The 21,371-nt window shown below is 65.6% G+C and carries 20 protein-coding genes and 1 pseudogene; 9 read left to right on the top strand and 12 right to left on the bottom strand.

The annotated features are described in order from the left end of the window. Positions 1 to 745, bottom strand: a pseudogene (locus ACM6JT_RS14655) (IS30 family transposase); the annotation flags it as partial. A 212-nt stretch (positions 746 to 957) separates the two neighbouring features. Here ACM6JT_RS14655 and ACM6JT_RS14650 point away from each other — a divergent pair. Beyond that, positions 958 to 1,344 carry a hypothetical protein gene (locus ACM6JT_RS14650; protein WP_217590327.1) on the top strand — a complete coding sequence of 129 codons (387 nt, stop codon included), beginning with the start codon at positions 958 to 960 and terminating at the stop codon, positions 1,342 to 1,344. A gap of 196 nt (positions 1,345 to 1,540) precedes the next feature. Here ACM6JT_RS14650 and ACM6JT_RS14645 read toward each other — a convergent pair whose 3' ends face one another. The 3 genes from ACM6JT_RS14645 to ACM6JT_RS14635 form a co-directional block, all read right to left on the bottom strand. Further along, a complete protein-coding gene (locus ACM6JT_RS14645) occupies positions 1,541 to 1,942 on the bottom strand; it encodes a hypothetical protein (RefSeq protein WP_407971825.1) in 402 nt (133 codons plus the stop codon). 278 nt (positions 1,943 to 2,220) lie between these two features. Next, positions 2,221 to 2,919, bottom strand: a complete 699-nt coding sequence (locus tag ACM6JT_RS14640; RefSeq protein WP_414856726.1) for a hypothetical protein — start codon at positions 2,917 to 2,919, stop codon at positions 2,221 to 2,223. Between the two features lie 107 nt (positions 2,920 to 3,026). Continuing rightward, positions 3,027 to 3,485, bottom strand: a complete 459-nt coding sequence (locus tag ACM6JT_RS14635; protein WP_414856725.1) for a MerR family transcriptional regulator — start codon at positions 3,483 to 3,485, stop codon at positions 3,027 to 3,029. Between the two features lie 77 nt (positions 3,486 to 3,562). On the opposite strand from ACM6JT_RS14635, the gene ACM6JT_RS14630 reads away from it, so the two are divergent. Beyond that, positions 3,563 to 4,807 (top strand): NADH:flavin oxidoreductase/NADH oxidase family protein, encoded by a 1,245-nt coding sequence (locus tag ACM6JT_RS14630; RefSeq protein WP_414856724.1) that lies wholly within the window; start codon positions 3,563 to 3,565, stop codon positions 4,805 to 4,807. A 114-nt stretch (positions 4,808 to 4,921) separates the two neighbouring features. On the opposite strand, the gene ACM6JT_RS14625 is transcribed toward ACM6JT_RS14630, so the two are convergent. From ACM6JT_RS14625 to ACM6JT_RS14615, 3 genes are all read right to left on the bottom strand, one after another. Then, entirely contained in the window at positions 4,922 to 6,388 is a 1,467-nt protein-coding gene (locus ACM6JT_RS14625; protein WP_414856723.1) for a PepSY-associated TM helix domain-containing protein, read from the bottom strand. Between the two features lie 242 nt (positions 6,389 to 6,630). Then, positions 6,631 to 7,116, bottom strand: a complete 486-nt coding sequence (locus tag ACM6JT_RS14620) for a hypothetical protein (protein WP_175746694.1) — start codon at positions 7,114 to 7,116, stop codon at positions 6,631 to 6,633. A gap of 212 nt (positions 7,117 to 7,328) precedes the next feature. After that, a complete protein-coding gene (locus ACM6JT_RS14615; RefSeq protein ID WP_034181973.1) occupies positions 7,329 to 7,652 on the bottom strand; it encodes a hypothetical protein in 324 nt (107 codons plus the stop codon). 592 nt (positions 7,653 to 8,244) lie between these two features. Between ACM6JT_RS14615 and ACM6JT_RS14610 the strand changes: the two genes are divergently transcribed. Continuing rightward, positions 8,245 to 8,832 (top strand): LysE family translocator, encoded by a 588-nt coding sequence (locus ACM6JT_RS14610; RefSeq protein ID WP_414856722.1) that lies wholly within the window; start codon positions 8,245 to 8,247, stop codon positions 8,830 to 8,832. Positions 8,833 to 8,905: 73 nt separating this feature from the next. Here the strand turns inward: ACM6JT_RS14610 and ACM6JT_RS14605 are convergent, their stop codons facing one another. Next, positions 8,906 to 10,534: an NADP-dependent glyceraldehyde-3-phosphate dehydrogenase gene (locus tag ACM6JT_RS14605; RefSeq protein ID WP_175746692.1), complete on the bottom strand. Its 1,629-nt coding sequence runs from the start codon at positions 10,532 to 10,534 to the stop codon at positions 8,906 to 8,908. A 937-nt stretch (positions 10,535 to 11,471) separates the two neighbouring features. Here ACM6JT_RS14605 and ACM6JT_RS14600 point away from each other — a divergent pair. Together ACM6JT_RS14600 and ACM6JT_RS14595 are read left to right on the top strand one after the other, a co-directional pair. Next, positions 11,472 to 13,601, top strand: coding sequence for a TonB-dependent receptor (locus tag ACM6JT_RS14600; protein WP_414856721.1), 2,130 nt, complete (start codon positions 11,472 to 11,474; stop codon positions 13,599 to 13,601). 87 nt (positions 13,602 to 13,688) lie between these two features. Continuing rightward, entirely contained in the window at positions 13,689 to 14,150 is a 462-nt protein-coding gene (locus tag ACM6JT_RS14595; protein WP_414856720.1) for a hypothetical protein, read from the top strand. Between the two features lie 37 nt (positions 14,151 to 14,187). Here ACM6JT_RS14595 and ACM6JT_RS14590 read toward each other — a convergent pair whose 3' ends face one another. Beyond that, the gene (locus ACM6JT_RS14590) at positions 14,188 to 15,135 is read right to left on the bottom strand and encodes a LysR family transcriptional regulator (protein WP_034181978.1); all 948 of its coding nucleotides are present in this window, start codon (positions 15,133 to 15,135) and stop codon (positions 14,188 to 14,190) included. Between the two features lie 224 nt (positions 15,136 to 15,359). Between ACM6JT_RS14590 and ACM6JT_RS14585 the strand changes: the two genes are divergently transcribed. Beyond that, positions 15,360 to 16,388 carry a DUF1338 domain-containing protein gene (locus ACM6JT_RS14585; RefSeq protein WP_414856719.1) on the top strand — a complete coding sequence of 343 codons (1,029 nt, stop codon included), beginning with the start codon at positions 15,360 to 15,362 and terminating at the stop codon, positions 16,386 to 16,388. A 339-nt stretch (positions 16,389 to 16,727) separates the two neighbouring features. Here ACM6JT_RS14585 and ACM6JT_RS14580 read toward each other — a convergent pair whose 3' ends face one another. From ACM6JT_RS14580 to ACM6JT_RS14570, 3 genes are all read right to left on the bottom strand, one after another. Then, complete coding sequence (locus ACM6JT_RS14580) at positions 16,728 to 16,925, bottom strand: CsbD family protein (protein WP_034181980.1); 198 nt, start codon at positions 16,923 to 16,925, stop codon at positions 16,728 to 16,730. A gap of 64 nt (positions 16,926 to 16,989) precedes the next feature. Next, complete coding sequence (locus tag ACM6JT_RS14575) at positions 16,990 to 17,349, bottom strand: BON domain-containing protein (RefSeq protein WP_414856718.1); 360 nt, start codon at positions 17,347 to 17,349, stop codon at positions 16,990 to 16,992. A 55-nt stretch (positions 17,350 to 17,404) separates the two neighbouring features. After that, complete coding sequence (locus tag ACM6JT_RS14570; protein ID WP_165948116.1) at positions 17,405 to 17,569, bottom strand: hypothetical protein; 165 nt, start codon at positions 17,567 to 17,569, stop codon at positions 17,405 to 17,407. Positions 17,570 to 17,928: 359 nt separating this feature from the next. Between ACM6JT_RS14570 and ACM6JT_RS14565 the strand changes: the two genes are divergently transcribed. The 3 genes from ACM6JT_RS14565 to ACM6JT_RS14555 all read left to right on the top strand — a co-directional run bounded on the left by ACM6JT_RS14565 (position 17,929) and on the right by ACM6JT_RS14555 (position 21,360). Next, a complete protein-coding gene (locus tag ACM6JT_RS14565; RefSeq protein ID WP_407971666.1) occupies positions 17,929 to 19,458 on the top strand; it encodes a PAS domain S-box protein in 1,530 nt (509 codons plus the stop codon). A gap of 140 nt (positions 19,459 to 19,598) precedes the next feature. After that, positions 19,599 to 19,790, top strand: a complete 192-nt coding sequence (locus tag ACM6JT_RS14560; RefSeq protein WP_034181982.1) for a CsbD family protein — start codon at positions 19,599 to 19,601, stop codon at positions 19,788 to 19,790. A gap of 418 nt (positions 19,791 to 20,208) precedes the next feature. Continuing rightward, a complete protein-coding gene (locus ACM6JT_RS14555) occupies positions 20,209 to 21,360 on the top strand; it encodes a branched-chain amino acid ABC transporter substrate-binding protein (RefSeq protein WP_175746688.1) in 1,152 nt (383 codons plus the stop codon). The last annotated feature ends 11 nt before the right edge of the window (positions 21,361 to 21,371 follow it).

Below are 21,371 nucleotides of genomic sequence, written 5' to 3'. Positions count from 1 at the left end.
GCTGTTCGCGCTGCCGAACAGCAGATCGCCTTCCCAGTGGCCCGGTATCGCACGATCATCAACGGTCGCGGGACGTTCACTAATCGGGACGGTGTCGCAGATTCTGCCGTGGTCGTCGGTCTTCATCGTGTGATGACGCGAACGACGCATAGCTCGCGAGCGCCGTAAATGCTCGAGCAATTCCTTTTTGAGTGCACCGCGAGCTTGTATATAGAGGCTGCGGTATATGGTTTCGTGCGACACCTGATAGTCCCTGTTGACCGCATACACGTGCTTAAGCCAACCGGCGATCTGCTCAGGTGACCACTGCAGCCTGAGCTTGCTTGCCACGACCTGGGCGAGCTCCCGGTTCCTGACGAGCTTGCAGACTTGGGGGCGCCGGGCTCGCTCCCACGCAAGTTCGTCAGCATCGTTCGCCCGATAACCCTGTATGCCGCCGTTCCGCTTGAGCTCGCGGCTAATGGTGGACGGAGCACGTGCGAGCCGAATCGCAATCGCGCGAATCGAATCGCCAGCAACCACTGAGAGCGAGATCTCCTCCCGCTCGGCAAGGGTTAGTGCCAAGCTCGAACGGTGCCGTTGCTTTGGCTGTATGCCCCCCCGTTTCGGCCAGAATCCCTTGTACCGAGGAATGGTTCCGATCAAACAACTGGGCGATCTGCTGCAGCGACTCGCCCTTGCGCCAGCGCTCCCACATTAGCGCTTTCTGGCTGTCTGTATAGTAGATCCGCCGTCTCTGTTTCATTGCAACACTCCTCGCTACTATGCAGCCTCAAGTGTGTTGCATCGACGGGTTGAATCCGCAGCCGAACGCGGCCGGCCACCGCCCTACAACGCGCGACCGGCGCAGATCGACCCTAAGCGGTCAATCAGGTTTGCCGCTAACGGCCATTCAGCATCAGGCTTTGGCGCTGGTAGGATTCACGTCTGGCTGGATGAATCGGAGCGAATCAGCAAATGAAATTCGAGATCGAAGGGAAAGCGGAAATCATCTCGCCAACTCCACGACAGATCACCCGATTGCTGCAATCGCTGCGAAGCTATGGCAAATCTTCTTATGCATCGTTGACTGACGCTCGTGGTAACTACGTGCAGGTAGCGGGCGGCGGTGCTAGTTGCATGATCGAGCGTTACGAATTTGATGCGCAGCGGTGGAGGGCATTCCACGACAAACCGTCACCCGTGCGCGCCGATGGAACCGTCTTGGTTTTCCGGGCGGGCAACATTCCGATGCGCTCAGATGAATGGTTCATGGCCGACCAAGTTGTCGAAGTATTTCTGGCCTTCTTAAACGGTGTCCCATACCCACCATTTGTTCATTGGCGACCAGCGCCGGGCCTTTAAGCAACAGAATGCAGACGCCGGGAGGCGAGTTGGGCGGCTTCTGTACCTCAGTACTGTCGTCGATTCGAAGCTTGAATTCGACTGACCGAAGCTGGCCGGCCACTGCCAGACGAGGTGGAACGGCGACGGTGGCGACCCATACGGCCCACTCATGCTTCGCCAGAGCGGCCGCTTCCTCGGTGGCCAAAACCAAACATCATGATCCAGTTCGGTGCAACTTTCTACCGGGAATCCCAACGTACTGATCAGTTGCCTTTCTACCCGCTGTGGTTTCGACGGTGACGGCAAAGTGTCGACCGTATACCTGATCCGTTCCATATCGAGCGTTCAACATTTTGATGTCAGAGAATGCAACGCGGTGTTTGTCACAAAGTGCCGGAAGCGCGTCACAGTAAAGATAGATTGCGTGTTGTAGCTTCGCCGAGACTGGACTGCCAAACGCCGTTCCATCAAGGAAGTTCACGACAATAAAACCTTCGGGACCCGCTGCTGCCTCTGAAAATACATCGACGTCGTAGATACCGATCATCAAGCCGATGCCGCTGGCCAGTGAATCGGCGATATTGTGGCCAAGCGACCTCAGCTCACCGATTTTCATATTGACGACTGCTCCTTGATTCTAAGAAATCGCTCACGGCCGAAGCATTGTCGCCGATCTCCGACGTGCAGGCGAATGGCCGGTATTGGCCGAACCGAGTCGGACGACCCGACGTCCGCGTCGCTCCCTATGGCAGGCCCCGCCCAGCCCCGTGCTCGATGGCTTCGGTTGCTACGCCTGCGCCCAATCACTTTCGGCCGCCAGTGTGCGCTACGCCGAGTTCAGCGTTACGTGAATCTCGACAGTACCCGCCTCCGTCGTCGTCAGCCGCGCCGCCGTCAATGCTGCTTGCGGCAAGCCGGATCGGTCTCGCGCCGCTCGCTCGATTCGCACCAATAACTCGGCCGCCACGCTTCGAACGCGATGGCTTTCGCCGCATCGGCGCGCGTGATGCGAACCGGGTCGGCCTTCAGCGCATCGCCGTCCTGCTCATAGTTGAATCGCCAGTTCCGGAGCACTTCGCGATGGAACACCCACGTGCGGCGTGCGACGTCGTAGCGAAACGTCACGCGGTCGCGCCAGTGGTTGTGGCCCGCGAATACGCCCTGTTCGACCGTGAACGCGCGCGGCTCGATCGTGAGCGCGTTCTCGGCGACGCCATCGAGATACGGATCGCCCATGCCGCCTTCGTCGGCTTTCATGATCACGGTGTCGTTGCGCGCGGCCAGCCGGTAGCGCCCGTCCTTGCCTTGCAGGAAGATCAGCAGCGGACGCGGCGACGGTGTGCGCATCGAATCGCCGGGCCGATGCGCGACGACGAGATAGCCGTTGCGGGGGCTGTCGGTCAGGCGCCCGGATGCGGCATCCAGCGCTTCATAGCCGGCGGGAAGCTGCGCGACGATGTCGTCGGGAAGATCGGAGGTGTCCGGGCAACGGATCGACGGAGGCGTGTCGCCGCATTGCGTGGCGTAGGCATTGCCGATGCCGAATGTCAGCAGCGCGGCAACGAGGAATCCTCTGATGCGGGGGATCGTCATGCAGATAAGAAGGTCAGGAGGTAGCGGTGCGGAAGCCGGCGCGCATGCGTCGTCTCGTCTCGCCGCAGTGCGGGTTGATGGATCGGTTGGGGTCGCAGTGCACTCAGTCACGCACGCTTGCGCGTCGGCCGTGCGACGGGCGCGGGCGCCAGCGGTTCGCCGTCCTGCTCGCACAGCCGGTCGAGCATGCGTTGCGCGGCGCCCGCGCAATCCTCGCCTTCCGGCTTGTTCTCGATCTCGTCGATCAGCGTCTCCAGATGGCGCCGGTTCTGCGCGAGACGCTGTTCGAGCAGCGCGATCTCGTCGACCTTGTGCCGCAGCGCGACCAGCAGTTCGTCGCGCGGCCACGCGCCGAGATCGGGCGGCAGCACCGCGCGGATTTCGTCGAGCGCGAAACCCGCGCGCTGCGCACGGTCGATGATCGCGAGCCGCGTCAACGCTTCCGGCCCGTATTCCCGATAGCCGTTCGCCTGCCGGCGGGCCGGTTCGAGCAGGCCGCTCGCTTCGTAGAAGCGGATGCGCGACGCCGCGAGGCCGCTGGCACGCGCCAGTTCGCCGATTTTCATGTGGTGCTCCAAAGGGGCTTGACCTTAAAGTTGACTTTAAAGTTATCGTTGGGCATCGTCAATCGAGGATGCGCTCCATGAACCTGTTTACGCCCCTGACACTGCCCAACGGTGCGGTGATTCCGAACCGGCTGGCCAAGGCCGCGATGGAAGAGAACATGGCCGACGCGGATCACGCGCCGTCCGACGCGTTGCTGCGCCTGTACCAGGCCTGGGCCGACGGCCAGGCCGGGCTGATCCTGACCGGCAACGTGATGGTGGACGGCCGCGCGATGACCGGGCCGAACGGTGTCGTGCTCGAGAGCGACGCGCATCTCGACCGTTTCCGCCGCTGGGCGCAGATCGCGCGCTCGGGCGGCGCGCACGTGTGGATGCAGATCAACCACCCGGGGCGCCAGATGCAGGCGGCGCTCGGCCAGACGACGCTCGCGCCGTCGGCCGTGCCGCTCGCGCTCGGCGCGCTGTCGAAGCAGTTCCCGGTGCCGAAGGAAATGACGCAAGCCGATATCGCCGAGGTGCAGCAGCGTTTCGTGCGCGCGGCGCAGCTTGCGGAGCAAAGCGGTTTCACCGGCGTGCAGATTCATGCGGCGCACGGCTATCTGCTGAGCCAGTTCCTGTCGCCGCTGACGAACCGCCGGCAGGACCAGTGGGGCGGCAGCATCGAAAATCGCGCGCGCCTGCTGCTCGACATCGTGCGGGCCGTGCGCGCGACGGTGTCGCCCGCGTTCGTCGTCGCGGTCAAGCTGAACTCGGCCGACTTCCAGCGCGGCGGTTTCAGCGCGGACGACGCGAAGCGCGTGGTCGAGTTGCTGAACCCGCTCGACGTCGATCTCGTCGAACTGTCGGGCGGCAGCTACGAAGTGCCGGCGATGCAGGGCGAGGCGCGCGACGGGCGCACGCTTGCCCGCGAAGCGTATTTCCTCGAATTCGCGCGCGACATCACGGCCGTCGCTCGGATGCCGCTGATGGTTACGGGCGGCATCCGGCGCCGTGCGGTCGCAGAACAGGTGGTCGAAAGCGGCGTGGCGATGGTCGGTATCGCGACCGCGCTGTCGATCGATCCGAACCTGCCGCGCGACTGGCGGGCCGGCAAGGACAGCGCGCCGGTGCTGCAGCCGATCCGGTGGAAGAGCAAGGCGCTGGGCGCGCTGGCCAACATGGCGGTCGTCAAGTTCCAGCTTACGCGGCTCAGCGCAGGGCGACGTACGAACCCGCAGGTGTCGCCGCTGCGCGCGCTGGTCGGGCAGCAACTGGCCGCGCAATGCCAGACGCGGCGCTATCGGAAGTGGATGGCGGGGCGCGCGGCGAGCCCGCGCGCGTGACGGCGCTTTCCTGGGCCTGCCCGGCGGGCGCGAAGGCCGCGAGCAACGCAGCGGGCAGCATCAATCTGAACTTCATGCTTCGGAATCCTTTGGATTGGTTGAATCGCTTCGCGATCACGCTGCCGCGCGCGCCGCACGGCCGAACAGCAAACGATCGATCAACCAGACCGCGACGATCGTCATCCCCATCAGCGGGAATACGATCCCGAGCAGCACGAGCCCTGTAATCCAGCCGCGCATCGGCGGCGTGCCGCGTTCGCGCGACGGCGCGCCCAGCTTGCCGACAGGGCGGCGCTTCCACCACATCACCGCGCCCGTGACGGCCATCGCGGCGAGCCCGAGCGACAGCACCGCGCAGATGATCTGGTTCGCGAGCCCGAAGTAACGACCCATGTGCAGCGACGTGCCGTACGACACGGCTTTCGACACCGCGCCATAGTCGTCGTAGCGGATGTCCTTCAGCACCGCGCCGCTGTACTGATCGATGTAGATCGTCCGCTCCGCTTTCGGGTCGGCCGGGAAGTACGACGCGGTGAACACTCCATCCGCGCCCGACGGCAGCGCGAGCGTGTAGCCGCTCGTCACGCCGAGCCCCGCGACGATCGCGATCGCGCGTGCCAGCGGCAGCGGCGCGGGCGTCGGCGCGGACGGCGAATGCGGAACGGGCACGTTGCCGACCGCCCACGGCGTTTGCGGCAGAGGCAGGTCGTCCATCACCATTCCCGGCATCGACTCGCCCGATTCGTGATGGTGGCCGGACGGCGCGTCGGCCTGCGCGCGCGCAGGTTCCGCCGCTGCGCCCGGGCGCGTCGAACGCACCGCCGCGCCGCCCCATGCGCCCTCCGGCGCGCCGAGGTTCACGGTCGCGGCGAGCGCCTTGAAGTTCTTGCCCCACGAGCCCGACCACGGCAGCCCCGTCAGGATGAACGCCACGGTGCCGGCCGCGAGCCAGATGCCCGCCGTTGCGTGAATGCTTTTCCACAGCGGCCGGCCGCGCAGCGACAGGTCGGGCCGCAGCGCGCGTCCGACGCGCGCTGCGCCACGCGGCCACCACAGCGCGATGCCGGTGCCGATCATCACGAACGTCCAGCACGCGGCGAGCTCCATCAGCAATTCGCCCGTCTTGCCGAGCAGCAGCTTGCGATGCAGCATCCGGTCGACCTGCATGAAGCGTCGCTCGACGCTCAGCGTGCCGAGTACGCTGCCGTCGTACGGGTTCACGTAGACGCTCTCGCGGCTGCCGTCGCGCAGCCGGAATACATATTCGGCGCTGCGGTCCGGCGCGGTGGAGACCTGGACGGAAACCGGCGTCGCACCGGCCGGCATCGCGGTACGTGCGCGGGCGAGCAGCGCGTCCGGGTCGAGCCTCGGCGTGGCGCGCGGCTCGACGAGCAGCCGGTGCGGATACAGCAGCGGCTCGATCTGCGGCTGGAAGCAATAAAGCGTTCCCGTGATCGCGAGGATCACCAGGAACGGCATCACGAACAGGCCGGCATAGAAATGCCAGCGCCAGAGCGTCCGGTAACCGGCGCTTGCGGAATGGGCGGGCGAAATCGCCCGCTCGACGGTGGTGGTCGACATGGTGTCAGCTCCTCGTGATCGTCGATCGGCGAGGCCGGCGCGGGCCGGCCGCCGTCAACGCGTCACACACCGGCATGCGAGCATCGACGTAATGGGCAGCGCGGCCCGATGCGCAGGCCATGCGCAAGGCGGCGTCGCCCGCGCGACGCGGGCAGTCGGGTGAACGCTTGAATCAGGTGTGGTGAAACGAACGGCATGAAGGCCCATGCACATCGACGTGCACGAGCCGTTGGGCGGAACGTTCAGCAGAACAGAGGAGGGGCGCGGGAGGGCGGGCGATCGTCGAATATCGACCGCACGACAGGAAGGAAATCGGGAGGAATCCGGAAACGCCGCGGAACCGCGGCGGGAAACAGCAGCACCAGCAGCACGAACGACGCGAGGGCCGTAAATAGCGCGGCGCCGAATGCGCAGAGGCTGTCGCCGTTTCCTGAGGGCGCCGTCTTGTCGGCATGCGCGTCGTGTTTGAGCGCATCGACGAGCGCCAGCGCGTCGTTGGCCGGCGTGATCGGCGCGCTGGCATCGAAGCGGGCGGCCAGTGCGGCCACGTCGACGATCAGCGGGCCACGGCCCGAACACAGCACCACCGAGCCCGCATCCGGACCGTCCGGATCGAGCATCACGGCACCCGACATCAGCGCGCGGGACAGCAGCGTCACGAGGAGGAAACCCCACAGAAACTGTCGCGCGACGCCTTGCCGGAGCAGGAAGCGGCGAAGTGCGTTCATGGCGCGCGATTGTACATCCGTTTGCGGGGAAGGGCCGGCCGCAGCGCTGATGATCGGGATAAGCCGGCGCGCGAGCGCACGTGTGCGCGGCGTTACCGCGTCATGCGTCGCTCGGCTTCGTGATCGCAGCGGCGATCGATGCGCGCATTCGCTCGTATCGGAAGCTGGCTTTCTACGGCAGCCGGTTCGTCAAGCCGCCTCGCCGGGCCGCGTCACGCCGGATACGAATCGTCGACCTTCAGGTTCGCGAGCCGGAACAGCGTGCGCAGCGTCTGCGGATGAATGTCGCGGCGCGCGGCGAGCGACGTCAGCATGAAGTCGAGCACTTTCGCGTAACGGAGCAGCACGAGGCAGCGCGGGAGATCGGGCGCGCGGCCGCGCATCTCTTCGGCGATGTGGACCATTTCGGTCGACAGCGTGCGTGCCATCTCGAGTTCCATCTGCTGTTTTTCGGTCCAGTCGGGCAGCGGCTGTTCGAGCACCTTCGCGAGAAAGAGCTGGAACGCCGTGTCGGACGAATTGGGCAGCGCATCCATGAGGGGCCTCGTTGCTTGCGCGGATCGTTCGGGCGTATTCGTGGATGCGCCCGAGGTTGAATTTGTGTCCGCGCGGGTCGTCGGCGCGGCTTTTACCGGAACGGAATGCAGTTTCCGTACCAGCGCCGCGATCCGATTGTCGAGCAACGTCGAGCGGCGATCCGGCGCCGGCCGGCGAGTCCCGCCGGTAGTGGGTTGCGCAGGCGGTCGAGGAGGGTGTCTACAGGCGGGGCGTGGTGGACGTCAGGCGCACGCAGGGGCTCGGCGACGCGAAATGCTTCACGGATGTAACGTAACGCGGGCGGAACGCGCGGTGCGTTTCTGCCGGCGAACGGCGGAAACGTGCCGATCCACGCGTTCCGCCCGCGTCTGCCGTGCATTCGCTGGCGGCAAACGTTGAAACGGGACGAGCTCCGTTGCATGGGGAAACGGGCGGTGAATGCGCCGGGTGTTTCATATCCGAGACGGTTTCACGAACGGCGATTCGATTGGCGTGGCCATCGAACTGGCCCAGCGATTCGCCGCGCAATTGTCCATGGGCAGACGGCGCGCGTTTGCCAACAATCTCCGCATTACCCCTGCGAGATTCGACATGAGCGTCCACGCCTTCTTCTCGGCCAACCTGCTGCTGGCCTACACGGCCTATTTCATCGGTACGGCCAGCCCGGGGCCGAGCAATCTCGCGATCATGTCGGTCGCCGCGAACCAGGGCCGCAAGGCGGCGCTCGCGTTTGCGCTCGGCGTGTCGGCCACGCTGCTCGCATGGTCGAAGCTGCTGGTCGCGATCAAGATCTTCGGCGGGCTGTACCTGCTGTGGCTCGCATTCAAGTCGGGGCGCACGGCGCTGTCGGGCACGGCGGCGGCGTCGCTGAACGCGGCGCGCGAGCAGCGGCTGTCGCGCTTCTACGCGCGCGGCGCGACGCTGCACCTGACCAATCCGAAAGCCATTCTCGTGTGGGTGTCGATCGTCGCGCTGTCGTCGAACGGCGCGGGCGCGTCGCACGGCGCGGTCGTGCCGGGCTGTGTCGTGATCGGGTGCCTGGTGTTCGGCGGTTATGCGCTCGTGTTCTCGATGGACGGCGCGCGCCGGCTATACGTGCGCGGCCGTCGCGCGATGGAAGCGTGTCTTGCGGTCGTGTTCGGCGTGGCGGGGATCCGGCTGCTGGCGTCGAACGTATGACAAGCAGCGCGGTGTTCGCTGAAACCCTCCGCAGCATCGACGCGCGGCGGAGGGTTCCCGCTTCACGACGGCTTCAGAAAATGAAGCCCGTATTGATGAACTTCGACGTGTGATCCGACACGATCGAGTCGAGCAACTGCTTGCTGCTGTCGGTCTGCTTCGCCGCGACCATCGAGCGGATCGAGAACGCGCGCAGCGCGTCGCTCACCGACAGCGTGCCTTCGGCCGAATCCTTGCGGCCCGCGAACGGGAACACGTCGGGCCCGCGCTGGCACTGGCAGTTGATGTTCACGCGGCACACCTGGTTCACGAGCGGATCGACGAGCGCGCCGATCTGCACCGGATCGGAACCGAAGATGCTGACCTGCTGGCCGTGCTCCGACGTCGTCACGTAGTCGAGCGCGGTGTCGACGTCGTCGAACGGCGCGACCGGAATGATCGGCCCGAACTGTTCCTCGCGGTACAGCTTCATTCCTTCTGATACCGGATACACGACGGCCGGATAGAACAGCGTCTTGCTGAATTCGCCACCCGAGTGGTTGACGACCTGCGCGCCCTTGGCGTTCGCGTCGTCGATCGCGTCGGTCATGTAGGCCGTGCGATGCATGCCGGGCAGCGGCGTGATGCTGACGCCTTTTTCCCACGGCATGCCGATCTTCAGCTGTTCGAGCGCGGCGGTGAAGCGCTTCAGGAATTCGTCGACGATCGAGCGGTGCACGAGCAGCATCTTCAGCGCGGTGCAGCGCTGGCCGTTGAACGACAGCGCACCGAGCAGGCATTCCTTCACGGTGAGGTCGAGATCGGCGTCGGGCAGCACGATCGCCGCGTTCTTCGCGTCGAGGCCGAGGATCGCGCGCAGCCGGTGCGACTTCGGGTGCTGCTTCTTCAGGTGATCGGCCACCTTGCTCGACCCGATCAGCGCGAGCACGTTGATCTTGCCCGACGCGAGCATGTGCGGCACGACCACCGCGCCCGGCGCGTAGATCGTGTTGATCACGCCGTGCGGGAACGCGTCGCGGAATGCTTCGAGCAGCGGCTCGAACAGCAGCGTGCCGTACTGAGGCGGCTTGAACACCACGGTGTTGCCCATCAGCAGCGCGGGGATCAGCGTTGCGAAGGTCTCGTTCAGCGGATAGTTGTACGGGCCCATGCACAGCACGACGCCGAGCGGCGTGCGGCGGATCTGGCCGATCGTGCCTTCCGCGATCACGAAGCGCGAGTTCGCGTTGTCGAGCTCCTTCAGCGCATCGATCGTCTGCGTCATGTACGTGACGGTACGGTCGAATTCCTTCTGCGAATCGGCGAGGCTCTTGCCGATCTCCCACATGATCAGGTTCACGACCAGCTCGCGCTGCGCGACCATCCGCTTGATGAAGTCCTGCATGCACGCGATACGCTGCTCGACCTTCATCGTCGGCCACTCGCCGCGGCCCGAGTCGTACGCGCGCACCGCGGCGTCGAGCGCCGCGTCGCTCTCCGTTTCGCCCATCACCGGATAGCTGCCGATCTCGACCTGCTCGACGCTGCCGTCCGCCTGCCGCACACACACGGGCGACAGCACGGTCTTGGTCGCGCCGTCCCACGGTCGAAGTTCGCCGTCGACGAGCGATACGCGCTGGTGAATCGGTGAAGCGAGCCGGAACTCGGCGGGGATGTCTTGATACGCGGGAAACAGTTGCTGCAGGGAGGCGGAATCGGGCATGACGGTCTCGTTTGACTAGGTGTCCGGGAAGGACGGGCGATGCGAATCCTGAGCTGAATGATCCTCGATCCTGAATCGGCATGATGACGCGCGGACGACGACACGTCACGCTGGAACATGGCTGAATCAGCGATTGGAACCAGTTCCATTAAAAAGGAACGCCGACGCGAATGCAAGAATTGCCGGATCGCGGCATATGCATCGTAAGCATTCGGAAAGACTGTTTCCGAATGGCCGGTATAACGCGTTTGTTGCAACCGCAAACGTTTCACTCCGGCTGGTTTGGGCGGATAATGGCGCAGCGCGACGAAGAAAAAAATGAAGCGAGCCTGAGAGAGCAGATGTAGTGAACAACAGAAGAAGGTCCGCCGCGCTGCCGATGCGAGGTCGGCTGCCCGGAGCGCCGGGTCGGGGTTGCCCGGTCCGGCGCGCACCGGACCGTTGAATACGTGCCGCTCCTGCTTTACTTGATCCTTCGTGATCCTCTTCAAGTCTTTCGTCGTCGTATCCCGAACCCCACCTTCTGCCTGACCGTTTCCGCACGATCCACTTGATGCGGTCGATCGATTTCTTTCTGTTTGCTTTCGGCGATGCGCGGATTAGCGCCTGAAAATGAAAGGCATTCGTCAGGAATGCAGAGCGCAATGCGCATGCACGTTGCGGGCAGGCGACACGTTAAAAATTAATCGAAAACACGAATCATTCTCGTTTATTATTTCGCACCATTACGAGCCGTGACGGGACGTCACGGCTTTTTTCGTGCCGGTCGTGCCGGCCGGCATCCACCCGCGCCGGCCGTTCGCCGCCGGCATGCGCGACGGGGCGATCCCCCGCGCGCCATCCAGTTCACGGAAAGGCTTCGTCGGTCGCTGCGCGATTCGCGCGTCGACCGGACGCGTTTCCGTTCGCCGTTTTTCCTTCACCTCCTACGTTCACGATGAAACTCAACACGAGCGCTTGCCATGCGCTTCTGATCGTCACGTCGCTGGCCGGCGCCCGCACTTCGTTCGCGCAGGCGAGCGACGCCGCGGCGACCTTGCCCGCGATTTCCGTCAATGCGGCCGCCGAGCATGCGTCGTACGACGCGGGCCGGTCGCGCGCGGCGACCAAGACCGACATGTCGCTGATGGACGTGCCGCAGACGGTGAACGTCGTCCCGCACGCGGTGATCGAGGACCAGAACGCGTCGTCGATGCAGGACGCGTTGCGCAACGTGCCGGGCGTCGGCTTCTCGGTGGGCGACGGCCAGCGCGACCAGATCACGATCCGCGGTTTCAACAGCATCACGGACCAGTACGTCGACGGCATTCGCGACGACGCGCTCTACTATCGCGACCTGTCGAACGTCGAGCGCGTCGAGGTGCTGAAGGGGCCGGCGGCGGTGTTGTACGGGCGCGGCTCGGCGGGCGGCATCGTGAATCGCGTGCTGAAGCGGCCGGACGCGAACCCGGTGCGCGACGTGGGCGTGACGCTCGGCACGCGCGGCGAGCGGCGCGGCGAATTCGACCTCGGCTGGAATGCGAACGATGCGGCGCGCTTCCGCATCACCGGCGCGGCCGAGAACTCGAACAGCTTTCGCGACCAGTTCCAGCTCAACCGCCAGGCGATCGCGCCGTCCGCGCAGTTCAAGCTGGACAGCAACACGGTGCTGAACGTCGAATTCGACTACCTGCACGATCGCCGCACGTCCGACCAGGGCCTGCCCGCGTATCGCGGCCGGCCGGTCGACGTGCCGATCAACACGTATTACGGCTCGGCCGACGCGGCGAACAGCTCGTACAACGACGTCTCCGCGAAGAGCGCGACGGTGTCGCTCGATCACCGCTTCAACGATTCGCTGTCGTTCCACGGTGCGATCCGCGCGTACGACTTCTCGCTCGAACGCAAGAACTACGTGACGTTCGAGCCGATCAAGACGGCCGCGCACCCGGTCGTGACGCTCGACCAGTCGACGCGCCAGCGCACCGACCACGGCATCGACGGCCTGTTCGAGCTCACGCAGAAGACGTCGCTGTTCGGCATGCGCCACGAGCTGCTGTACGGGCTGGAGCTGTCGCAGCAGCAGAAGTTCGACACGGTCTACAACGTGACGAAGGTCGCCACCTACGACCTCTTCAATCCGCAGCAGGTGATCCTGCCCGGCGTGCCGACCGGCGCGCGTGCGAAGACGAACGCGTCGACCGTCGTCGGGCTCGCGGGCGTCTACGCGCAGGACCTGATCTCGCTGACCGAGCACTGGAAGGTGCTCGCCGGCCTGCGCTTCGACTACCTGAACCAGATCCGCCACGACTACACGTCGTCGAACGTCAATCTCGACCGCACCGATCACGCGTGGAGCCCGCGCGTCGGCCTGATCTACGAACCGCTCGACTGGCTGACGCTGTACGGCTCGTTCAGCCAGTCGTTCTCGCCGCTCGCCGATACGCTGATCAGTTCCGGCGCGTACTCGAACGGCGCCGCGCTCGCGCCGCAGAAGACCACCGCGTATGAGCTCGGCTCGCGCTTCGACCTCGGCGGCAAGGCGACGGCCAGCGTCGCGCTGTTCGACATGCGCCAGACCAACCAGCAGATCGGCGACCCCGCGAATCCCGGTTATGCGCTGCCGATCGGCACGCAGCACGTGCGCGGGATGGAGCTGGGCTTCACCGGCGAGATCGCGCCGAAGTGGTCGGTGTACGCCGGTTACGCTTACATGAACGGCACAGTCGACGGTTCGCCGCAATCGACGGCGGCCGGCCTCGCGCTGTCGAGCAACACGCCGGGGCTGATGCCGCGTCACAGCGCGAACCTGTGGCTGAAGCGCGAACTGCCGTATGGCTTCTATGCGGCGGCCGGCATGCAGTTCCAGTCGGCGCGTTACACGTCGGCCAGCGATCTCGTCACGCTGCCGTCGTTCACGGTGTTCAACCTGGGTGCCGGCTATCGCAGCAAGAAGGTCGACGTGACGCTCACGCTCGACAATCTGTTCAATCGCCGCTACTTCATTGCCGCGCACGGCAATGCGGACCTGTACAACATGCCCGGCGATCCGCGCACGTTGACCGCGACGGTGAAGTGGCACATGTAACGCTCGCGCTGCGCGACAATGCGGGTCTTCGTTTCGACGACCCGCACCTCACTGCCCATGATCCGGAAAGCGTTTGATGTGTCGAGCATGAACGGCCGCGCCCGCGTGCTGTGTCTGGTGTTGCTGGCGTGCGGTTCGGCCGCGGCGGGCGCGCAGCCGGTGCCGGCCGACGCCGAGCCGGAGTGCCGCGCGGTGCATGTCGGGCGGGCGATCACGTTGTCGGGCCGTTACGCGCTCGACTACGGCGACGAATCGATCGGATCGGACGTGTGGTTCGAAGAGGACGACGCATCGGCGCGGCGCTTGCCGGACCGTTCGCAACGCGCGGGCGTGATCGTTTTCACGAACCAGCGCGATGCGACGCGCGGGCTGCGGCTGCCCGCCGCGCAGCCGAACGGCGTGTGCCGGTTCGACGGGCGCGCGACGATCGTGATCCGCGATCTGGATACCGCGTGCCCGGGGCTGGAAACGCCCGATCGCGCGCGGCTGGTGAAGGTCGTCGCGGCCGATGTGCCGACGCGGTACGCGTGCGACGCCGTCGCGCCGTGACTTGAGCGTGACCGGAACGTGACCTGAAACCGGCGCGCTACTCGACGTCCTCGTCATCCTCCGCGTCGGCGCTATCCACATCTCCGTCCGGCGCCGCATACGCGCTCGCCTGCTCGAGCAGCCAGCCGCGAAACAGCTCCAGCGGCTTGCTGTGGCTGAATTCCGTCGGATATACGAGGTAGTACGCGGAATCGCCGACCGTCGCCGCATCGCACGGCACGACCAGGCCGAGCTGCTGCAACTGTTCCTCGACGAAGAACTTCGGCACGAGCGCGATCCCGAGCCCGGCCGCGGCCGCGCTGATCAGCATCGTGTGCAGTTCGTAGCGCACGCCCTGCATCGTGCGGATGTCCTCGACGCCATGCGTCTCGAACCACTGCGCCCACGCGCCGGGGCGCGTCGTCGAGTGCAGCAGCGGATACGCGAGCAGATCCTCGACACGCTCGACCGGCCCGTCGAGCAGCGCGGGCGAGCAGATCGGCACGACTTCCTCGCCGAACAGGTAGTCGGACGACGTGCCGGGCCAGGTCGGCTTGCCGTAGTGGATCGCGGCCTCGAAGTGCGTGTCCTCGAACGAGAACAGGTCGGTGCGGCTGCCCATGTTCACGCGCACGTCGGGCGTGCGGTCGTAGAAGCTCTTGATGCGCGGGATCAGCCAGTGCGACGCGAACGTCGGCAGCACCGCGAGCTCCAGGTAGCCGCCGCCGCTGCCGTGCGCGATGATCGACAGCGTGTCGCGGTCGAGCGCTTCCAGCGCGCGCCGCACCTGCGTGCCGTACAGCTTGCCGGCGCGCGTCAGCACGACGCGCTGCTTCACGCGCGCGAACAGCCGCACGCCGAGGCTTGCCTCGAGCGTCGCGATCTGCCGCGATACCGCGCTTTCGGTCAGGAACAGCTCCTTGGCCGCGTGCGTGAAGCTCTCGTGGCGCGCGGCGGCTTCGAAAGCCACCAGTGCGCCCATGTTGGGGATCTTGAATTTGCGCATGATGCTCTATTTGTCTGACGAACGAACCCGCGCGGCGCGGGCCGGCGAGCGGGTCGGGGACGGTCAATAATTCCAAAAACTCATCACGTGTCAATTTAATCTCGCTTTACGCCCGGCTGCAACCCTTTGAATAATGCTCCCCACGCAAGGTCAGGCGCCCGATGGGCGGCCGGCCGACGAGTTGCCGGCACGTTTGCCGGCGGTCCCCCGAGACGAGAATCCTGATGCGCAATCCGAATATCGAGAGCTTGCTGACGAAGCTGCTGGGACAGGCGAAGACCGACGCCCTGTTCTCGACCCTGAACATGCCGGCCATCCTCGAAGAATGGGAGGACGGCATCGTGACGCGCGCGGAGATCGCGCAGGCGATGAACATGGCGCTGTTCGAAGGGCTGCTCGAGCGTTCGGCGAACGGCCGCGCATATACGGCCGACGCGATCGAAAGCGGCGGCTCGGTCTACTTCGATCACGGCGCGCTGCGCACGGTGCGCTGGCCGCACACGGGCGCGCTGCCGCCGGGCGAGGCCGCGTTCACGCGCATCCTGCGTCCGCTCGGCTTCCGCCTGAACGGCCGTTATCCGCTCGACAAGCTCGGCATGACCGGCCGCGCGTATGCGCACGAGGATGCGCCGGACGAAATCGCGCAGTTCTTCGTCAGCGAACTGCATCCGGAACGTTTCTCGAAGGAATTCCAGCAGGCCGTGACGAACGTCGTGAGCTCGTCGCGCGATCCGCTGTCGCCGGCGGCCGTTGCGCTGCTGTGGGAAGTCGAACGCGAAGGCTGGCTGTCGCTCGACGCCGCGCACGCGCTGCTGCCGGAGATCGTCGGCGCGTTCGCGCGCCAGCACGATCTGCCGAACGAACTCGACTACGAAACGCTGCTGATGGAATCGGCGGAAATGGCGTGGATCTCGACCGAAGGCAACGCGTTCAACCATGCGACCGACCGCGTCGCCGACGTGTTCAAGCTGTCCGACGACGAGAAGGCAAAGGGCCGGCCGATGAAGCCGGAAGTCGAGCGCTCGCGCTCGGGCCGCGTGTTCCAGACCGCGTATCGCGCGGATATCGTCGAGCGCGAGTTCCGCACGCGCGACGGCGGCACGGTGAAGCGCAACGTGCCGGGCTCGTTCTACGAGTTCATCACACGCAAGCGCACGTTCGATCAGGCGGCGCGCCGCTGGGTGACCGACCTGCGTTTCGACGCGGGCAACGCGCAGGGCATCTTCAAGATGACGGCGAACGCGGCGAAGTAACGAACGTGAAGCGGGGCGCGTCGCGCTTCGCTTCCGAACGGGCAAGCCGATCGGGCAGGGCGCGCATGCGTCCTGCCCGATTTGCGTTGGGTGGCTGCGATGCAGCGGAATGCGTGCGCTCGTTCGAGCGATGGACTACGGAGTCGCAGCCGATGGTGTAGGGGGAACGTGCAGATGCGTCGGGCGCCGCGCCGTCACAGGATGTGCGTGATCAGATAGAACAGCACCAGCAGCCCGACCGGCACGCCGAGCAGCCAGGCGATCAGATATTTGCCCATGTCGTTGTCCTGATGGCCGCGACGCCGGCGGCGCCGCGGCGGGGTGAGTTTACCGGTTGCGTTACAGCTCGCGATCGAATTCCTTCAACTGCTTCTCGGCCGCATCGCGGGCGATTCCGTAACGTTCCTGGATCTTCCCGGCCAGATACTCGCGATCGCCTTCCGCGACTGCGAGATCGTCGTCGGTCAGCTTGCCCCACTTGGCCTTCAGCTTGCCGGTGAGCTGCTTCCACTGGCCCTTGATCTTGTCTTCGTTCATGGTGTGCTCCTTGTCGCAATGGGATAACTGCGGGATAACTGCGCGGCGTCGGCCGCGCGGGAGGTCAGGCCTTCGCCTTCAGGCCGGATGCGTCGACGTGCTTCACGCCCTTGACCGCGCGCGATACAGCGATCGCCTTCTTCACGGCGATCTTGTTCGGCAGCACGCCCGTCAGCGTGACGACGCCGTCGATCGTCTTCACGCCGATGTCGAGACTCTTCAGGCCGTCGGTGGCGGCCAGCTGGCTCTTCACCTTGGTCGTGATCCACGTGTCGGTGACGGGCTGGTTCGATTCGGCCTGCATGCCGTTGCCGTTGTCGGTCGGTGTTTTTTCCTGTGCATGGGCGTTCATGAGCGGCGCGGCACTCAGCAGGAAGGCCGCGCCGGCGGCGAGCAGCGTCGAAAGATGCCGGGTCTTGTTCATTGAAGTTCTCCATCGATTGACGTGTTGGATAAGGGAGTGCGATCGGCGTTGCCGGTCACCGGACGATCGGCGTGTCGTAACCGGGCTCGCGCGGCGGGATGTCCGGGCGCGGCACATCGGGCGGCGGCGGAACCGGCGGATCGGTGCCGGGCGACGGTTCGGGTGGACTGTCCGGAGGCGGTTCGGGCCGCGTCGGATCGGGTGTCTGATGCAGCTTCATCGTGCTTCTCCTCTGCGGGTTGGAAGGCAGCGCATGAGCGCCGATGCAGTACCAGCGTACCGATGCGAACGCGTGTGGGCATCGCGCAAATTCACCTGATCGGCTAGTGCGTTTGCACGGGGGCAGTGATGGGGTTGGGGTGCGTCGGTCGCCTGCAGCGCGGGGAGCGGCGGGCGCGGCGGATGGCGGGATGCCGTACGGTTGCGGCGGGCCGTGCGAATGTACTATGACGGATAGTGCAATCGCGCCTGTCGTGCCGAGGTGCGGCAAGCGATCATCGCCGCACGCGCCGGCCGGCGCGTGTCGAAGCGAGGTGTGGCCGGGCCGGCAGTCATGTTGACGACATGGACAACCATTCGATGAACGAACAGCTAAACGAACGGGCGCTCAAATCGCATACCGATCGGCGCCAGTTGCACCAGATCATCGCGGGGCTCACCGAGGGCGTGATCCTGATCGAGCCCGACCAGCGGATCGTCTGGGCGAACGAGGCTGCGCTCGCGATGCATGGCGTGACCGAGCTGAAGGCGCTCGGCGCGACCGTGACCGAATACCGCGAGCGTTTCCGGCTGCGCTACCGGAACAACCATCCGGTGCGCGACGGCCACTATCCGATGGATCGCGTGATCGCGGGCGAGGAGTTCAGCGACGTGACGGTCGAAGTCGAATCGGCCGCCGACGAAACCGTGAGCTGGGTTCACCGGATCCGCAGCCTTGTACTGACGAACGCGGCCGGCGAGCCCGACTGCCTTGCGCTCGTGCTGCACGATGCAACCGAATGGGCGAGCGCCGAGGAGCGCTTCGAGCGCACCTTCAACGCGAACCCTGCGCCGGCCGTGATCTGCCGGCTCGACGATCTGCGCTACGTGAAGGTCAACCAGGGCTTTCTCGACATGTCGGGCCACGCGCGCGACGACGTGCTCGGCCGCTCGGTATACGAGATCGACGTGCTCGAACAGGCCGAGCGGCGCGAGCTCGCGGTCGAGCGGCTCGGCGAAGGTGCGACGATTCCGCAGATGGAAGCCGTGCTGAAACTCGCGGACGGCGGCACGAAGGCGGTGATCGTCGCCGGGCAGCCGATCGACATGAACGGCGAAGCGTGCATGCTGTTCACGTTCATGGATCTCGAACCGCGCAAGCAGGCCGAGCGCGCGCTGCGGCAAAGCGAGGAGCGCTTCGCGACGGCATTCCGGATGGCGCCGGTCGCGACCGCGATCGTCACGGCCGACCGCTTCGAGCTTCTCGACGTCAACGATGCGTTTGCCGCGATGACGGGCCATCCGCAGGACGACCTGCTCGGCAAATCCGCGGACGAGATCGGGCTGTGGGCCGAACGCGGTGCGTGGCAGCGCATCGAGGCCCGGCTCGCGCGCGACGGCAGCGTACGCAACGCCGACGTGCAGATCCGCACGCTCGATGGCGACGTGCGCGATTGCGTCGTGTCGGCGGACCCCGTTGCGATTCACGGGCGGGACTGCCTGCTCGTCGCGCTGCTCGACATCAGCGATCGCAAGCGCACCGAGATGGAGCTCGTCTACGCGATCGAAACCGCGATGCAGGATGCGTCGTGGTTCAGCCGCACGCTGATCGAAAAGCTCGCGAACGTGCGGCACGCGAATGCGCCGGACGCGGGCGCGCAACTGTCGGACCTGACCGCGCGCGAGCGCGACGTGTTCGACCTGCTGTGCCACGGCCTCGCGGACAAGGAGATCGCCGGCCGTCTCGGGCTCGCGCCGAACACGGTGCGCAATCACGTCGCGACGATCTACGCGAAGCTCGACGTGCACAGCCGCGGCGAGGCGATCGTGTGGGCGCGCGAGCGCGGCATCGTCGGCGCGGCCGATGCGAACGGCGCGCGCGAGAAGGGCGGCGCGAAGGGCAAGGACTGACGCCATCGGTACGAATGCACCATGCGTGCTGGTGCATCCGCATCTGCCGCGCGCGGCGAAGGCTTGCGAACCTGTCCACTCGGCGGTGCGGCGCGGGCCGTCACATCGCCGGCTCTCCCCAACCATCGCAGGAGACGACCATGGACAGCAATCGCGTCGAAGGCAGGCTCAAGCAGCTCAAGGGTTCGCTCAAGGAAGCGCTCGGCAAGGTGACGGGCGACCGCAAGACGGAAGCGGAAGGCATCGCCGAACAGCAGGCCGGCAAGATCCAGGAGAAGGCCGGCAAGGCGACCGATGCGGTGCGCAGGCAGACGGGCACGGATCGGCACTGAGCGGACGATGCGATGCGGCGGGCATCTCGATCGCGTGCCGTTGTCGAAGCAATGATGCTTCATCGGCATTACCGCGGCCGGCGTTGACGGACGGGCGCCGGCACGTATCCCACTGACGCATTCGGCTCACGGCCCGCCGTCGCGCGGGCCGTGAGCCGTTCGTGCGCACGGAACTTGATGACAAATCCTCACAACGTAGTTCCGATAATTCGTTTGCTGCACAGGTATTGGCTACCCACAATCCATTCACCTCTTTCGCGGTGAAAGGTTCTTCGGAGACGGAACCTCAGTGATCGGCTACCGGTTTGACGCCTTTGTCGAACGGCGCCCCGGCGGCGGACAGCATCACCGGCACGCAGGAGGTTGCCGACGCGCGGCGGTCGCGCGTTGCATTCCGACCCACAGAACAAGGACTGCCATGACGTTCCGCATTCGTTCGCTTTCCGGCGTCGCATTGACCGCCGCGATCCTCGCGTTCCAGACGGGCGCGGCCCATGCGCAGGAGACGGTCGTCAAGGTCGGCGTGGCCGGCCCGCTGACGGGCGGCGGCGCCGCGTACGGCAAGGACATCGAGAACGGCGTGCGCATGGCCGTCGACGAAGCGAATGCCGCGCGCACGACGGTGGGCGGCAAGCCAGTGAAGTTCGTCGTCGCGTCGCAGGACGACCAGAGCGATCCGCGCACCGGCGTGCAGGCCGCGCAGCAGCTTGCCGACGCGCAGGTGGCGGTCGTGATCGGCCATTTCAATTCGGGCACGACGCTGCCCGCGTCGAAGATCTACGCGAAGGCCGGCATTCCGATGATCACGCCGTCGGCGACCAATCCCGACATCACGCGCGCCGGGCTCGGCACCGTGTACCGCGTGATCGCGACCGACACGCAGAACGCCGGCAACGCAGGCGCGTATGCGGCGAGCGTGACCAAGGCGAAGCGCATCGCGATCATCGACGATCGCACCGCGTTCGGCCAGGGCGAAGCCGACGAATTCGAGAAGTCCGTGAAGGCGAACGGCGGCACGATCGTCGCGCGCGAATTCACGAACGACAAGGCCGTCGACTTCAGCGCGCAGCTCACGAAGATCAAGAGCACGAATGCCGATCTCGTGTTCTTCGGCGGCCTCGACGCGCAGGCCGCGATGCTGGTCAAGCGCATGCGGCAGCTCGGCATTCGCGCGCAGTTTCTCGCGGGCGGCGGCGTGATGAACGCGAACTTCATCAGGCTGGCCGGCAACGCGGCGGAAGGCGCGGCCGTGTGGGAATACGGGCAGCCGCTGTCGCGCCTCGCGAAGGGCAAGCTGTTCGAAACGAAATTCAGGCAGAAGTACGGCGTCGACATGCTCGCGTATGCGCCGTTCGCGTACGACGCGACGTGGATCGCGATCAACGCGATGCAGAAGGCGAACTCGACGAAGCCGGCCGATTTCAACGGTGCGTTGAAGGACACGCGCTACGACGGCATCACCGGTACGATCGCGTTCACGAACACGGGCGACCTGAAGAACCCGAGCTCGACGCTGTACGAAGTGAAGAACGCCGCGTGGCAGCCCGTCACGACGAAATCGGCGGATTGAACGCAAGCGTG

The organism is Burkholderia sp. IT-111MI5 (assembly GCF_949752865.1).
Taxonomy (GTDB): domain Bacteria; phylum Pseudomonadota; class Gammaproteobacteria; order Burkholderiales; family Burkholderiaceae; genus Burkholderia; species Burkholderia pyrrocinia_C.
The sequence above is the reverse complement of the archived record's forward strand: the minus strand, read 5'-3'. Positions and strand labels throughout refer to the sequence as shown.